This is a genomic window from Bradyrhizobium sp. HKCCYLS3013 (assembly GCF_051167615.1).
GTDB lineage: Bacteria > Pseudomonadota > Alphaproteobacteria > Rhizobiales > Xanthobacteraceae > Bradyrhizobium.
On sequence record NZ_JBNPTK010000006.1, the window covers coordinates 298888 to 314327 of the forward strand.

The 15440-nt window shown below is 67.6% G+C and carries 11 protein-coding genes and 1 pseudogene; 8 read left to right on the forward strand and 4 right to left on the reverse strand.

Translation table 11 applies throughout. From position 1 onward, the window contains the following. The 8 genes and pseudogenes from sdhA to ACQR1F_RS14180 all read left to right on the forward strand — a co-directional run bounded on the left by sdhA (window position 1) and on the right by ACQR1F_RS14180 (window position 10983). Window positions 1-1839, forward strand: a complete 1839-nt coding sequence (gene sdhA / locus ACQR1F_RS14145) for a succinate dehydrogenase flavoprotein subunit (protein WP_315800852.1) — start codon at window positions 1-3, stop codon at window positions 1837-1839. Window positions 1840-1887: 48 nt separating this feature from the next. Beyond that, a complete protein-coding gene (locus ACQR1F_RS14150; protein WP_315800851.1) occupies window positions 1888-2670 on the forward strand; it encodes a succinate dehydrogenase iron-sulfur subunit in 783 nt (260 codons plus the stop codon). Window positions 2671-2786: 116 nt separating this feature from the next. After that, window positions 2787-4937: an ATP-binding protein gene (locus ACQR1F_RS14155; protein ID WP_434913314.1), complete on the forward strand. Its 2151-nt coding sequence runs from the start codon at window positions 2787-2789 to the stop codon at window positions 4935-4937. A gap of 64 nt (window positions 4938-5001) precedes the next feature. Then, complete coding sequence (locus tag ACQR1F_RS14160) at window positions 5002-6957, forward strand: ABC transporter ATP-binding protein/permease (protein ID WP_434913315.1); 1956 nt, start codon at window positions 5002-5004, stop codon at window positions 6955-6957. 118 nt (window positions 6958-7075) lie between these two features. After that, window positions 7076-7903, forward strand: a complete 828-nt coding sequence (locus ACQR1F_RS14165; RefSeq protein WP_316215445.1) for an FkbM family methyltransferase — start codon at window positions 7076-7078, stop codon at window positions 7901-7903. Between the two features lie 86 nt (window positions 7904-7989). Continuing rightward, window positions 7990-8475, forward strand: a complete 486-nt coding sequence (locus tag ACQR1F_RS14170; RefSeq protein WP_315800847.1) for a pyridoxamine 5'-phosphate oxidase family protein — start codon at window positions 7990-7992, stop codon at window positions 8473-8475. Then, window positions 8475-8691 (forward strand): annotated as a pseudogene (locus ACQR1F_RS14175) (hypothetical protein). The gene ACQR1F_RS14170 and the pseudogene ACQR1F_RS14175 overlap by 1 nt, the downstream one beginning before the upstream one ends. 243 nt (window positions 8692-8934) lie before the next feature. Beyond that, on the forward strand, window positions 8935-10983 hold the full coding sequence (locus ACQR1F_RS14180; protein WP_434913316.1) for an OmpA family protein: 2049 nt from the start codon (window positions 8935-8937) through the stop codon (window positions 10981-10983). A 233-nt stretch (window positions 10984-11216) separates the two neighbouring features. On the opposite strand, the gene argG is transcribed toward ACQR1F_RS14180, so the two are convergent. From argG to rlmN, 4 genes are all read right to left on the reverse strand, one after another. Next, on the reverse strand, window positions 11217-12554 hold the full coding sequence (gene argG / locus ACQR1F_RS14185; protein ID WP_434913317.1) for an argininosuccinate synthase: 1338 nt from the start codon (window positions 12552-12554) through the stop codon (window positions 11217-11219). A 103-nt stretch (window positions 12555-12657) separates the two neighbouring features. Next, window positions 12658-13437: a phosphatase PAP2 family protein gene (locus ACQR1F_RS14190; RefSeq protein WP_434913318.1), complete on the reverse strand. Its 780-nt coding sequence runs from the start codon at window positions 13435-13437 to the stop codon at window positions 12658-12660. 46 nt (window positions 13438-13483) lie between these two features. Beyond that, window positions 13484-13969: a hypothetical protein gene (locus ACQR1F_RS14195; RefSeq protein WP_434913319.1), complete on the reverse strand. Its 486-nt coding sequence runs from the start codon at window positions 13967-13969 to the stop codon at window positions 13484-13486. Between the two features lie 168 nt (window positions 13970-14137). Beyond that, window positions 14138-15349 carry a 23S rRNA (adenine(2503)-C(2))-methyltransferase RlmN gene (gene rlmN / locus ACQR1F_RS14200; RefSeq protein ID WP_434913320.1) on the reverse strand — a complete coding sequence of 404 codons (1212 nt, stop codon included), beginning with the start codon at window positions 15347-15349 and terminating at the stop codon, window positions 14138-14140. Between the last annotated feature and the right edge of the window lie 91 nt (window positions 15350-15440).

Consider the following 15440-nt stretch of genomic DNA (forward strand, 5'->3'; position numbering starts at 1 on the left):
ATGGCCGGCGGAGCAAATGGCAGCGCGAACGGCGCGCCCGCGACGAACGGAAAAGCCTATCCGATCGAGGACCACACCTACGACGTCGTCGTGGTCGGTGCCGGTGGCGCGGGCCTGCGCGCCGTCGTCGGCTGCAGCGAGGCGGGCCTGCGCACCGCCTGCATCACCAAGGTGTTTCCGACCCGCTCGCACACCGTGGCGGCGCAGGGCGGCATCTCGGCCTCGCTCGGCAACATGCACCAGGACGACTGGCGCTGGCACATGTACGACACCGTCAAGGGGTCGGATTGGCTCGGCGACCAGGACGCGATCGAATACATGGTGCGCAACGCGCCCGAGGCCGTCTATGAGCTCGAGCATTGGGGCGTGCCGTTCTCGCGCACCGAGGACGGCAAGATCTACCAGCGGCCGTTCGGCGGCATGACCCTGGACTACGGCAAGGGCCAGGCGCAGCGCACCTGCGCCGCCGCCGACCGCACCGGCCACGCGATGCTCCACACGATGTACGGCCAGTCGCTGCGGCACGCCGCGGAGTTCTTCATCGAGTTCTTCGCCATCGACCTGATCATGGACGACCAGGGCGTCTGCCGTGGCGTCATCGCGCTGAAGCTCGACGACGGCACGCTGCACCGCTTCCGCGCACAGACCACGATCTTGGCGACGGGCGGCTATGGACGCGCCTTTGCCTCCTGCACCTCGGCGCACACCTGCACCGGTGACGGTGGCGGCATGGCGCTGCGCGCCGGCCTGCCGCTGCAGGACATGGAGTTCGTGCAGTTCCACCCGACCGGCATCTACGGCTCCGGCTGTCTGGTCACCGAAGGCGCGCGCGGCGAAGGCGGCTATCTCGTCAACGCCGAGGGCGAACGCTTCATGGAGCGCTACGCGCCATCTGCCAAGGACCTCGCCTCGCGCGACGTCGTCTCCCGCGCGATGACCATCGAGATCCGCGAAGGCCGCGGCGTCGGCCGGAAGAAGGACCACATCTTCCTGCATCTCGACCATCTCGATCCGAAGGTGCTGGCCGAGCGTCTGCCCGGCATCTCCGAATCGGCCAAGATCTTCGCCAATGTCGACGTCACCCGCGAGCCGATCCCGATCGTGCCGACGGTGCACTACAACATGGGCGGCATCCCGACCAACTATCACGCCGAGGTGCTGACCAAGAAGGACGGCGACGACAACGCGATCGTCCCCGGCCTGATGGCGGTGGGCGAGGCCGCCTGCGTCTCCGTGCACGGCGCCAACCGGCTCGGCTCGAACTCCCTGATCGACCTCGTGGTGTTCGGCCGCGCGGCGGCGCTGCGACTGGCGGAGAAGCTGACGCCGAACGGCAAGCAGCCGGACCTGCCGAAGGACTCCGCCGACAAGGCGCTCGGCCGGCTCGACCATTATCGCCATGCCTCCGGCGGCACGCCGACCGCGAAGCTGCGCGAGAGCATGCAGAACGTGATGCAGACCAACTGCGCCGTGTTCCGCACCGGCGAGGTGCTGCAGGAAGGCCATAACCTGATCCACAAGGTGTATGGCGGCATCGGCGACATCGCGGTGTCCGACCGCTCGCTGGTGTGGAATTCCGACCTGATCGAGACGCTCGAGTTCGACAATCTGATCGCGCAGGCGGTCGTGACGATGGACTCGGCCGTCAATCGCACCGAGAGCCGCGGCGCCCATGCGCGCGAGGATTTTCCGGATCGCGACGACACGAACTGGATGAAGCACACGCTGGCGTGGATCGACAGCAAGGACGGCAAGACGACGATCGATTACCGCCCGGTGCACAACTACACCATGACCAACGACGTGCAGTACATTCCGCCGAAGGCGCGCGTGTACTGATCGCGTGTGACCTGAGCCCGACCGTCAAACCCAAGAAGGCCTTCCGAAATGGCTGAGTTCGCACTTCCAAAGAATTCTCAGATCACCGGTGGCAAGACCTGGCCCAAGCCGGCCGGTGCCACCGAGGTTCGCGAGTTCAAGGTCTATCGCTGGAATCCGGACGACGGCAAGAATCCGAGCGTCGACACCTACTACGTCGACGTCAACGATTGCGGCCCGATGGTGCTCGACGGCCTCATCTGGATCAAGAACCACATCGATCCGTCGCTGACCTTCCGCCGCTCCTGCCGCGAGGGCGTGTGCGGCTCCTGCGCGATGAACATCGACGGCCAGAACACCCTGGCCTGCACCCGCTCGATGCACGACGTGAAGGACGGCGCGGTCAAGATCAATCCGCTGCCGCATCAGCCCGTCGTGAAGGACCTGGTGCCCGACCTCACCAATTTCTACGCGCAATACGCCTCGATCGAGCCCTGGCTGAAGACGACCTCGCCGACGCCGCAGAAGGAATGGCGGCAGAGCCACGAGGATCGCGAGAAGCTCGACGGCCTTTACGAGTGCATCCTGTGCGCCTGCTGCTCGACCTCGTGCCCGAGCTACTGGTGGAACAGCGAGCGTTATCTCGGACCCGCCGCGCTGCTGCAGGCGACGCGCTGGGTCAAGGACAGCCGCGACGAAGCCACCGGCGAGCGGCTCGACAATCTCGAGGACCCGTTCCGGCTGTATCGCTGCCACACCATCATGAACTGCGCCAAGGCCTGCCCGAAGGGGCTGAACCCCGCCGAGGCGATCGCGGAACTCAAGTTCAAGCTGGTCGAGCGGCAGATCTAGCCGGGCGGACAGCTTTACCGATCATGCGCCCGGAACCGGCACAAGTTCCGGGCGCAGCGAGTTTGTAGCCGCCGTCGATTGCGTTAAGCTTGTGGCCCTTTGAGGCCGGAGCGACCGTGCAGACCGCACAACGCAAATCGCTGACGATGCTGCGCTGGATGATGGTCGCGTCACTTGCGCTTCCTGTCGCTCTGTTCGTGATCGCGGCCTACGTCTCCCACGGCACGACATATGAGGAGGCCGATCGCGAGATCAGCCGCTCGCTCGAAATCGTCCACGAGCACGCGCTGAAGGTGTTCGAGACCATCGAGCGCAGCCTCTCGGAGATCGACGAGGTCGTCCGCGACCTGTCGGATGCCGACATCAAGGCGCGCGAGCAGGCGCTGCACGCCCGGTTGCGACAATTGTCGGACGCGCTGCCGCAGATGAAGTCCGCCTGGGTGTTCGACGCCAATGGCCGGCCGCTGGTCAACAGCATGATCTATCCGGCGCCGGACATGACGTTCCTCGACCGCGACTACTTCAGCGCCCACGTCAAGGACAGCATCGGCACCTTCATCGGCGCGCGGTTGACGCCGCGGCCGCCCTATCAGGGCGCGCCGTTCTTCAGCATCAGCCGCCGCCGCCAGAGCGACGACGGCAGCTTCACCGGTGTCATCCAGGCCTCGGTGCTGCCGGATTATTTCGAGCACTTCTACGCCCGGATCGGCCGGGCGCCCGGCAGCTACTTCGCGCTGCGCCGCTTCGATGGTCTCATCCTGGCGCGCTTCCCGGGCGGCGGGAGAGGTGCGGCTGCAGGGCCCAGCGACATTCCCGCCGGGGCCGCAGATGCGGAGCAGCTCGTCACCGAGATCTCGCCGGTCGATGGCGTCGAGCGTCTCGTCGGGTATCAGCGGCTCGGCGGCTATCCGGTCTACGTCTCGGCGGGGCTGGCGACGTCGACCATCCGCAACCGCTGGCTCGGCACGATCGGCCGGCACCTCATCTTCGGCATCCCGGCCACCGCGCTGCTCGTCGTCTTCCTGACCCTTGCCCAGCGGCGGACCGAGCGCCTGCATGTCGAGGCCGCCCGCCGCCTCGAGGCCGAGGATGCGCTCAAGCACGGCCAGCGCATGGAGGCGCTGGGACAACTGACCGGCGGCGTCGCGCACGACTTCAACAATCTGCTGACCGTGATCCGGGCCTCGGCCGACCTGTTGCGCCGGCCGGATCTGGCTGACGAACGGCGGCAGCGCTATATCGACGCGATCTCGGATACGGTGGCGCGCGCATCGAAGCTCACGTCGCAGCTCCTCGCGTTCGCCCGGCGCCAGACGCTGAAGCCCGAGGTGTTCGACATCGGCCGCAGCGTCGTCGCCCTGCGCGACATGACCAAGACCCTGGTCGGGTCACGCGTCGAGGTCGTGATCTCCGTTCCCGACGAGCCGTGCTACGTCAATTCCGACGCTGGCCAGTTCGAGACGGCGCTGATCAACCTGGCCGTCAATGCCCGCGACGCAATGGCCGGCCAGGGACGTCTCAGCATCACCGTCGCCCCCGCAGCGGCGCTGCCGACTCCGGCGGCGCCGCATGACCGTCCGCCGCTGGGCTATGTCGCCATCAACGTCCAGGACACCGGCGTCGGCATCCCGTCGGAGCATTTCGGACGCATCTTCGAGCCGTTCTTCACGACCAAGACCATCGGCCAGGGCACCGGCCTCGGCCTCTCGCAGGTGTTCGGCTTCGCCAAGCAGTCCGGCGGCGAAATCGGGGTCACGAGCGAGAAGGGCCGCGGCGCGACGTTCACGCTCTATCTGCCGCGCGTCGCTCCAGCCCAGGTGCAGCGCGGCGAGGACGGCAGCCCTGCCGAGCCGATCGGCGGTCGAGGCATGTCGGTGCTGGTGGTCGAGGACAACATCGACGTCGGCAGGTCGGCGACCGAAGCGCTGGCCGAGCTCGGCTATCGGACCACGCTGGTCGACAACGCCCGGGACGCGCTGGAGGAGCTGATCGGCGGCACCAGCCGGTTCGACGTCGTCTTCACCGATGTCGTGATGCCCGGCATGACCGGGCTGGAACTTGCCGAGGAAATCAGGCGGCTCGAGCTCAACGTGCCGGTCGTGCTCGCGAGCGGTTACAGCCATGTGCTGGTGCAGCAGGGCACGCATGGCTTCGAGCTGTTGCGCAAGCCCTATTCGATCGAGGAATTGTCGCGCGTGCTGCACAAGGTCGTTCCGGTGCCGCTGTATCGCGCCCCACCCATGGCGCCGAACACGCAGGTGCCGTGAGACCGGCACGCATTGCGCGGGAACCCGGACGGGAACCTTCTGGTTGCGTTGCTGTTATCGCGCCATGGGACAGATTCAGGACATCGCGCGGCCGGGGGCACAGGCGCCCGAGAAGGCGCCGATCATCGAGATCGCGGCCGAGAATGGCGCTGAGGTCGAGCCGCCGCCGCCCGAATTGGTGGAGCCTGATCCGGAGCTGTCGCCCGAAGAGGGCGAGCAACTGCGCAAGCGCTATCTGCTGACCCGGTTCTGGATCAGCGCCCGCGGTTACTGGGGCCGGAGCGGCGACCGTCTGGCGTGGGCGTTCACGATCGGGCTGCTGGTCCTGATCGTTGCGACTGTCGGATTTCAGTACGGCATCAACGTCTGGAATCGGTCGATCTTCGACGCGATCGAGAAACGCGATTCGGCGACCGTCTTTCATCTCACCGCGATCTTCTTCCCGCTCGCGATCGGCAGCGTCATCCTCGGCGTCGCCCAGGTCTATGCGCGGATGGCGATCCAGCGGCGTTGGCGCGCGTGGCTGACCAACAGCGTCATCACCCGCTGGCTGACCAGCGGGCGCTACTATCAGCTCAATCTCGTCAGCGGCGACCACAAGAATCCGGAATACCGGATCGCCGAGGACCTGCGCGTCGCAACCGATTCGCCGGTCGACTTCATCGCCGGCGTGACCTCTGCGCTGCTGTCGGCCGCGACGTTCATCGTCGTGCTCTGGACCATCGGCGGCGCGCTGACGTTGCATCTCGGCGCGACCGAGATCACTATTCCGGGCTTTCTGGTCATTGCCGCGATCGTATACGCCGCCATCGCCTCGGGCTCGATCATGACGATCGGCCGCCGCTTCGTGCAGGTGTCCGAGGACAAGAACCAGGCCGAGGCCGATTTCCGCTATACTCTGACCCGCGTCCGCGAAAACGGCGAGAGCATCGCCCTGCTCGGCGGCGAGACCGAAGAGCGCGCCGGCATCGACCGAACGTTCGGCAACGTGCTGCAGCAATGGGCGCGGCTCGCCGGCCAGCACATGCGCACCACGCTGGTGTCGCAGGGCTCGAGCCTCATCGCTCCGGTCGTGCCGCTGCTGTTGTGCGCGCCGAAATTTCTCGACGGCAGCATGACGCTCGGGCAGGTGATGCAGGCCGCGAGCGCGTTCACGATCGTTCAGACTGCGTTCGGCTGGCTGGTCGACAATTATCCGCGTCTCGCGGATTGGAACGCCTGTGCCCGCCGCATCGCCTCGCTGATGATGTCGCTCGACGCGCTGGAGCGTGCAGAGCGGGGCGACGGCATTGGCCGCATCAAGCGCGGCGAGACCGCCGGCGAAGCGATGCTCAGTCTGAATGATCTGCAGGTGACGCTCGACGACGGCACCGCCGTGGTCGGCGAAACCGAGGTCGTCGTCGATCCCGGCGAGCGCCTCCTGGTCGCCGGCGAATCCGGCACCGGCAAGAGCACGCTGGTGCGCGCCATTGCCGGCCTGTGGCCGTGGGGCGGCGGCAGCATCAACTTCCATCCCGACCGGCGGCTGTTCATGCTGCCGCAGCGCCCCTACGTGCCCTCGGGCAGCCTGCGCCGGGCCGTCGCCTATCCCGGCGCCGCCGAGGACTGGAGCGTGGCGCAGGTCGGCGAAGCCCTGCACAAGGTCGGGCTCGATCATCTCAAGGACAAGATCGAGGAGGAGGCGCCGTGGGACCAGACGCTCTCGGGCGGCGAGAAGCAGCGCCTCGCCTTCGCGCGCCTGCTGCTGCACAGTCCCGACATCGTCGTGCTCGATGAGGCGACGTCCGCGCTCGACGAGAAGAGCCAGGACAAGATGATGGAGATGGTGACGAGCGAGCTGCCGAAGGCGACCATCGTGAGCGTGGCGCACCGGGTGGAGCTGGAGGCCTTCCACAGCCGCAAGATCGTGCTCGAGCGGCGCAAGGGCGGCGCCAAGCTCGTCAGCGATATCGATCTCATCCCGCGCAAGGGGAAGCGTCGCCTCATAGGACGTTTCCTGCGCCAGCGCAGGGCGGCCTGAGCCGCTCGGCCCCTGCCGCAGCACTGTCCCGCTGACGACACAATGCGGCCGCGCGGCCTGCATTGGAGATCGCGGCGAAACCGGCTATCACACGTCGCCTTCAGCCCAGGACGCGACCTTGACGCCCGACAACGATCCTTCTCCGCCTCCCTTTGGTGCCTTCGCTCCCAACGCCGCCCAGGCGCTGGTGATTCGGCTGGCGCACGGCTCCGGGCTCAAGCGCGGCGCGTTCCGGCCGATGTTGACGCGCGTCGTCAATGTGCTCGGGGCGGGCCCCGTTGACGTCGGCTATCAGGGCGCCAGTTTCCGCTTCTACCATCAGCTCAGTGCGACCGAGCGCGGGGCGCTGTTCAATCCCGACTACAATCGCGAGGAGCTGGATTTCCTGCGCAGCCACGTTCCGCAGGGCGGCGTGGTGGTGGATATCGGCGCCAATGTCGGAACGTTCGCCTTGCCGCTGGCCCGTCACGTCGGGCCCGACGGCCTCGTGATCGCGGTGGAGCCGCATCCGGTCACGCATGCGCGGCTGAGCTTCAACCGTGCTGCGTCCGCGCTGTCCCAGGTCAGGCTGGTGGCAGCGGCCGCAGGCGACAGCGACGGCGAGGTGATGATCGAGACGGACGGTGACAATCTCGGCGCCAGCCATATCGTGATCGGCGAGGCCGGAGCGGAGGCATTCAAGGTCCCATCGTTGCGGCTGCAGACCATCCTCGAACAGGCCGGAGCGACCAAGGTCGACGCGCTGAAGATCGACGTGGAAGGTTTCGAGGACCGCGTGCTGACCTGCTTCTTCCGTGACGCGCCTGCCGCCTTGTGGCCGCGGGCGGTGGTCATCGAACATCTGTCGCGCGACGAATGGCAGAACGACTGCCTCGCCGACATGCTCGGCCGCGGTTACCGCGAGAGCGGCCGCACCCGCAGCAACACGCTGCTGCTGCGCGGCTGAACCGCGCATCCGTCCGCTTTCCCTGCTACGTCCGGAACGCGGCGCCCCACGCTGCGTTGTCGGCCCTGACATCAAGGGAGCCGGCCATGAGCAATGACGACGCGCGCGATCAGGATCGCGTTTGGGACCTGATGAAGAAGATCGGATTTGCGATGCTGGTCACCCGCGACGGTGACAGGCTGCGAGCACGGCCGATGAGCGCCTATCTCGCGCGCGACGAGAACATGATCTATTTCCTCACCGACGCGCGGCGTCACAAGGACGAGGAGATCGCGCGGTCGCCGCAGATCAATCTGTCGTTTGCGGACGCCGGAGCCCAGAAATACGTCTCGCTGACGGGCACGGCAGCCGTCTCCAACGATCGCGGCAAGATCCGGGAGCTCTTCTCGACGCCGGCTAAGGCCTGGTGGGACAGCGCCGAGGATCCGAACATCCGCCTGTTGAAGATCACGCCTGATGACGCCGAGTTCTGGGATTCGCCCGGCACGGTCGTGAGCTACGTCAAGATGGCGGCGGCCGCGGTGACCGGCACGCGTCCCGACCTCGGCGACAACCGCAAGGTCGCGATGTGATGCCGATCGAACCGCCAGAGATTCCGCCGGCGACGCCGGGCCATCCGGTTGAACCGCCGCAGGAAGACCCGGTCGGCAATCCACAGCCCGACATTCCGCCGCCGGTGTACGAGCCTGATGCGCCGGCGCCGCCGCGAGCAGCCAGGGCCGACGCCGGACGAAATCCCCGGCCGAGGGCCGCTCGGTCCCACCACACCGAATCCGGCCACGGATTGACCGCGATTGGACGGTCATGATGATCGCCTGCCAAGGGCTTGGCCGCGAGCCGGTCCGCATCTCTGCGGTTACGCCAAGCCCTTGAAAATCAAGGCTGAATGAAACCTGAATGGCGGCCCTGCGGTGGTGGCTTCGCGTCGAAATAAATCCGCCTGCGGATTTGAACTGCGCCACAATCCGGCCTAACCCATACTCGTTGATCTCTCCGTGCTTGAAAAAGATCGTTCCGGGAAAACAAGACACATGAGCAAACTTCGCGTCCTGCTGCTGGCGACGACTGCGCTGTCGGCGATGCAACTGATGAGCTCCGGCTCCCACGCGCAGAGCGCGCCGATGATCATGGCGCAAGGTCCAGGCGGCCCCGGCGGCGAGGTCGGCCCGGACGGTCGGCCCAAGCAGCCGCCGCATGGTCAACCGCCAGGCCCGCCTCAGCGGCCGGCTGGCCCGCCGCCGGCCGCTGCACCGCCCCATCAGGCACCGCCTGCGCCGCCGCCCGCGGCGGCTCCGCCGCGTCCTGCTCCCCCACCGCCTCCCCCGGCTGCGGCACCGCGTCCCGCGCCGCCGCCTCCCCCGCCGCCACCCCGTGCGGAGCCACCGCGCCCCGCGCCCCCGCCGCCGGCGGCTCCCCCGCGTCCGACAACGCCCCCGCCCCCGGTCGCAGCGCCTCCGGCGCATCCGCCGGCCCCGCCGCCCGTGGTGCGCGAGCCTCCGCGTCCAGCAACTCCGCCCGCTCCGCCGCCGCCCGCGGCGGCACCATCGCGGCCAACGCCGCCTGCGCCGCCCGTGGTTGCTCCGCCCCCGCCGCCGAGTGCTGCGCCGAATCAGCGGCCAGGAACCCCGCCGCCTCCGGCTGGCGCAACACCGCCCCATTCGCCGCCACCCGCCGCGGGCCCGTCGCCGCAACCCTCGGCCGCGCCTACTCCACCGTCCGGTCGTCCGGGCGCCGGCGGCCCGCCGCCCGGTTCCCCGCAAGGCGGACCCCCGCCGCGAGGGGCTCCGATCCCGCCCGCCGGCACCGTCGCGCCTGCTCCGGGAACTCCGCCGGCGCCACCCGCGCCTCCGGCCGCCCAGACGCCAACACAGCAAGGCACGCCGCCCGTCGCTGGCAGCCCGCCCGGCGGACGTCCGGGAACGGCCCCGGGTGCCCCGGGGGCGGCGCCCCCGGCGGCAGGTCCCGGTGCTGCTGGACCCGGACCGGGACCCGCCGGCGCGCCGCAGGCCGGGCCGGGCGCCGTGCCGCCTGCCGGTCCCCCGGCCATGTCCAATCGGCCGCCGCCGCAGGTCGCCGCGCCACTTCCGGCGCCGCCCCCGCCGACGCCCCAGCAGCTCACGCCGATCGCACCGGGCGCTCCGATGCCCGGGCCGCAGCGGCTGGAAGACTTCCGCGGCCAGCGCCGCGAGGTTCAGGAGGGTGGTCGCACGGTGATCTACGAGCCCGGCCGCGTCATTGTCCGCGACCCGAGCGGACAAGAGTTCGTGCGCCACGATGAGCTCGAGCGCTTCCGCTACGGCGCGCGGGACATCCGCGTCCAGCAGGAGCGTGGCGAGACCCGCACCGTCGTGATCCGTCCCGACGGCAGCCAGATCGTGACGGTCACCGCGCCCGACGGCCGGCTGTTGCGGCGCATCCGCCGCGACATCGGCGGCCGCGAGATCATCATCATCGACAACACCTATCGCGATCCGGCTGCGGTCGGCGGCTTCTATGTCGAGTTGCCGCCGCCGGAGATCCGCATCCCCTACAACCGCTACATCGTCGACGCCGAAGAGGCGCCGCCGGATGTCATCTACGACACGCTGATCGCGCCGCCTGTCGAGCGCGTCCAGCGCCGCTATTCGCTGGACGAGGTGCGCTACTCGCCATCGGTGCGCCAGCTGATGCCGTCGATCGATCTCAACACCATCACCTTCGAAACGGGATCATGGGAGATCAGTCCCGACCAGGTGGCGAAGCTGCAGGTCATCGCCGACGGTCTCAACCAGGCGATCCAGCGCAACCCGCGGGAGGTCTTCTTGATAGAAGGCCACACCGACGCGGTCGGTAACGATACCGACAATCTGTCTCTGTCGGATCGCCGCGCCGAATCGGCCGCCACCTTGCTCACGCAGCAGTTCGGCGTGCCCGCCGAGAACCTGACGTCGCAGGGTTACGGCGCGCAGTACCTGAAGGAGCAGACGCAGGGACCGAGCCGCATCAACCGGCGCGTCACGGTCCGCCGCATCACGCCGCTGCTCAACGGCGGTCAGGCCGCACTGCCTCCGCCGCCTCCGGGCGTGGCGCCGCCGCGATGAGCTGATCCCAACGACGAATGCAAATGGCCGGGAGCAATCCCGGCCATTTTTGTAGGTGGCAATCTCTCGCGTCCCACTCGGTGTGGTTCCCCGCGAACGCGGGGACCACATACTCCCAGGGTGTAGTTTTGCGACGGCTGGAGCGACACCCAGCCCTCACCACGCCAGCCAGTGGGTCCATGCGTTCGCAGGGACGGCACCGGTGATTGTCGCGCGAGCCCAGCAGGCCTCGCTCAGCCCTTGTCGTGGCCGAGCTGGAAGATCTCCGCGCCGTCCGAACCCGACAGCAGCCCGGTGTCCGAATAGAGCTTCAGCTTGGAGCGGGTGTCGGTGATGTCGAGATTGCGCATCGTCAGCTGGCCGATGCGGTCGGCCGGCGTGAAGGCGGCGTCCTCGACCTTCTCCATGCTCAGCCGCTCCGGCTGGTAGGTCAGGTTGGGGCTCTCGGTGTTGAGGATCGAGTAGTCGTTGCCGCGGCGCAGCTCCAGCGTCACCTCGCCGGTGACGGCGCGCGCCACCCAGCGCTGCGCCGTCTCGCGCAGCATCAAAGCCTGCGAATCGAACCACCGGCCCTGGTAGAGCAGGCGTCCCAGGCGCATGCCGCTGATGCGGTACTGTTCGATCGTATCCTCGTTGTGGATGCCGGTGACGAGCCGCTCATAGGCGATGTGCAGCAGCGCCATGCCCGGCGCCTCGTAGATGCCGCGGCTCTTGGCCTCGATGATGCGGTTCTCGATCTGGTCGCTCATCCCGAGACCATGGCGACCGCCGATCGCGTTCGCCTCCAGGAACAGCGCCACGGCGTCGCCGAAAGTCTGGCCGTTCAGCGCGACCGGCTGGCCCTCCTCAAAGCGGACGACGACGGTTTCCGGCTTGACCACACAGTCCTCGCGCCAGAACGGCACGCCCATGATCGGGTTGACGATGCGGATGCCGCTGCTCAGGCTCTCGAGATCCTTGGCCTCGTGGGTGGCGCCGAGCAGATTGCTGTCGGTCGAATACGCCTTCTCGGCGCTCATCTTGTAATTGAAGCCGTTGGCGGTCAGGAATGCGGACATCTCGGCGCGGCCGCCGAGCTCGTCGATGAACTGCTGGTCGAGCCACGGCTTGTAGATCTTGAGGTCCGGATTGGTCAGCAGGCCGTAGCGATAGAAGCGCTCGATGTCGTTGCCCTTGTAGGTCGAGCCGTCGCCCCAGATGTTGACGCCGTCCTCCTTCATCGCGGCGACCAGCATGGTGCCGGTCACGGCGCGGCCGAGCGGGGTGGTGTTGAAATAGGTGATGCCGCCGGTCGAGATGTGGAAGGCGCCGGACTGGATCGCGGCGATGCCCTCATGCACCAGCTGGGTGCGGCAATCCACCAAGCGCGCCTTTTCCCCGCCGAAACTCAGCGCCTTGCGCGGGATCTCGTCGTAGTCGGACTCGTCGGGCTGCCCGAGATTGGCGGTGTAGGCGAAGCAGCGCGCGCCCTTCTGCTTCATCCAGAGCAGCGCGGCGCTGGTGTCGAGGCCGCCGGAAAAGGCGATGCCGACTTTCTCGCCCTTGGGCAGGCTTTTCAGGATCGTGGTCATGGGAGAGTCCAACCGGTGTTGATTGCCGTATCGTTCAGAAATTCGGGCGCGGATAGCAGATTTCGCCCCGATCGGCACGCGATTAATCGGCTTCTCGCTGCGCTCAGGCCGCGGGGCTGGCGTCTGGCTGGCGGCGGCTGAATATCCGTCGCATCAGGCGGTAGCCCGGCCAGGCAAACCGGGTCAGGGCGGCGTCGATGCCGGCGTCGGTCAGGCGGGTGGACGGCCAGCGGTAGATGTAGCCGTGCAGCAGCCAGATCACGATGAAGGTGACCAGGCCGGCGGCGGCGATGTCGGTGAAGAAATGTCCGCCGAACGCCATCCGCAACACCGAGGTGGCGATGCCGAACAGGACGGCGGCGCCGTAGGCGACGGGCCGGATGGCGGGCGGCGTCAGCGCGGCCGGCGCCAGGGTCCAGAACGCGGTGGCGCCCTCGCCGGAGAAGAACGAACAGTTGCGGCCGCAGCCGCCGCGCGGATCCCACCACGGCACGAACTGCATGTCGCCGCCGAACTCGGTCACGACAACCGGGCGCGGACGGCCCCAATAGGACTTGAAGGTGAAATTGGTGAGCACGCCGGCCGAAAGCGACAAGGTCAGCAGCAGGAACGCCATGGTTCGGCCCTTCACCAGCAGCGGCCGGTCGGGACGGATGAGCTTCACCACCAGCGCAACGATGGACGGCAGTGCGATGCCCCAGGCGACCCACATCGCTGCATCGCGCGCGAACGCGGCATAGCCGTCGAGCTTCACGGGGAAGCTGTGCGTGCGCGGATCGTAGAACAGCGCGGCCAGCTTGAGGTCGAGCTCGGGATAGACGCCGAACAGCACGCCGATGACGAGCGCGAGCGACAATGCGATGAAGAGGCCGGTCCGGTTCATGGCGCGCGGTTTAGCGAAAGCGGATGGCGATGGAAAGGCCGGCGGCTCACCGTGGCGATCCCGACGGCAATGGCGGCGGTGGCGGCAGGCGCGGCGACGGCTCGCGCCAGCGGCCGGCGTTGCGGCCGGCGATCAGCCAATAGACCAGTCCGCCGACGATGCCTGCGCCGGTCAGGATCTCGAGATGGCGACGCACGATGCCCTCGAACCGGAAGGTCTCGGGATCGAACGGCACCAGGCCGAGATAGCAGGCGGCACCCACAACGCCGCCGCCGATCGCGTAGGCGAGCACGCTGCGGATCGAGAACGCCTCGGTGATCAGCGCGATCAGCAGCGCGGGGATCAGCGCGAACCCCGACACGAAGATGAAGCCGAAGCCGATGATGACTTCGAACGCGCCCTGATCGATCGGGCCGTTGCCGAGATCGGAGAACTCCGGGAACAGGATCGCGGTCACGACGATCAGCCCGGCCAGGAAGCACGCGGCGAAAAAGGCGAACGCGATCACGATGAGACGGCCGATCAGCGCCATGGCTCTAGACCCGCGTTAGACAAGCAAGGCTCCGTTTTCTTCGCTCGTCATGGCCGGGCTTGACCCGGCCATCCATCACTCGATCAAGATCGCGTCATGCTGGCGGATGGATGCCCGGGTCAAGCCCGGGCATGACGAGTTGCTTGAAGTCGCCGAGGATTAGAAGAATCAATCCGTCATTGCCATCGCACGCAGCGCCTGGCGCTCCCGTGCGGACAGCTTCTCCGTCTCCGACTTCAACTGGCCGCAGGCGGCGAGGATGTCGCGGCCGCGCGGCGTGCGCACCGGGGACGAATAGCCGGCGTTGAAGACGTATTCGGAGAACTTCTCGATCTGCTCCCAGTCCGAGCACTCATACGCCGAACCGGGCCAGGGATTGAACGGAATCAGGTTGATCTTCGCCGGGATTCCCTTGAGCAGCTTGACCAGCAGCCGGGCGTCATCGAGCGAATCGTTGACGCCCTTGAGCATCACATATTCGAAGGTGATGCGGCGCGCGTTGGAGGCGCCGGGATAGTCGCGGCAGGCCTGCAGCAGCTCGGCAATCGGATATTTGCGATTGAGCGGCACCAGCTCGTTGCGCAGCTCGTCGCGCACGGCGTGCAGCGAGATCGCCAGCATCACGCCGATCTCCTCGCCGGCGCGCTTGATGTTCGGCACCACGCCCGAGGTCGACAGCGTGATGCGGCGGCGGGAGATGCCGATGCCCTCGTTGTCCGAGACGATCAGCAGCGCGTCGCGCACCGCGTCGAAATTGTACAGCGGCTCGCCCATCCCCATCATGACGATGTTGGTGATGAGCCGGTTGCCGAGCGGGGTCTCGCGGTCGGCCCAGTCGTTCAACCGGTCGCGCGCCACCATGACCTGGCCCACGATCTCGCCCGCGGTGAGGTTGCGCACCAGCCGCTGCGTGCCGGTGTGGCAGAACGAACAGTTCAGCGTGCAGCCGACCTGCGACGAGACGCACAAGGTGCCGCGATCGGTCTCGGGGATGTAGACGCACTCGACCTCGTGGGCCTTCTGCAGATTGTCGCCGCTCGGCAGCCGCAGCAGCCATTTGCGGGTGCCGTCGTTGGAGATCTGCTCGGCCACGACCTCGGGACGGTCGACGGTGAAACGCTCGGCCAGCGCGGTGCGTGTGTCCTTCGACACCGACGTCATCTCGTCGAACGAGCTGGCGCCGCGGAAATAGATCCAGTGCCACAACTGCTGCACCCGCATCTTCTGCTGGCGCGCGGGTACTCCGACCTCGCCCAGTCTCGCGGCCAGCTCCGCACGCGACAGGCCGATCAGCGAGGGCTTCGCCGGCGGGACGTAGGTTTCGAGCGGAGTCTTTTCGAGGGGCGCAGATGAGTCGCGCAGCCCGGCAGTCGTTGCCATGTCGAGGGGCCCAAAGTGCTGCCCGGCCGCGGCGGCCGAAGGCGTTCAGCGGGTTTATATAACGATCCGGCCGGCAAATGCGACCCGCCTG

Coding starts and splice junctions, on each gene's coding strand:
- argG (WP_434913317.1), bottom strand. CDS start 12,554: ATGACCACGATCCTGAAAAGCCTGCCCAAGGGCGAGAAAGTCGGCATC.
- ACQR1F_RS14180 (WP_434913316.1), top strand. CDS start 8,935: ATGAGCAAACTTCGCGTCCTGCTGCTGGCGACGACTGCGCTGTCGGCG.
- ACQR1F_RS14150 (WP_315800851.1), top strand. CDS start 1,888: ATGGCTGAGTTCGCACTTCCAAAGAATTCTCAGATCACCGGTGGCAAG.
- rlmN (WP_434913320.1), bottom strand. CDS start 15,349: ATGGCAACGACTGCCGGGCTGCGCGACTCATCTGCGCCCCTCGAAAAG.
- sdhA (WP_315800852.1), top strand. CDS start 1: ATGGCCGGCGGAGCAAATGGCAGCGCGAACGGCGCGCCCGCGACGAAC.
- ACQR1F_RS14170 (WP_315800847.1), top strand. CDS start 7,990: ATGAGCAATGACGACGCGCGCGATCAGGATCGCGTTTGGGACCTGATG.
- ACQR1F_RS14195 (WP_434913319.1), bottom strand. CDS start 13,969: ATGGCGCTGATCGGCCGTCTCATCGTGATCGCGTTCGCCTTTTTCGCC.
- ACQR1F_RS14190 (WP_434913318.1), bottom strand. CDS start 13,437: ATGAACCGGACCGGCCTCTTCATCGCATTGTCGCTCGCGCTCGTCATC.
- ACQR1F_RS14160 (WP_434913315.1), top strand. CDS start 5,002: ATGGGACAGATTCAGGACATCGCGCGGCCGGGGGCACAGGCGCCCGAG.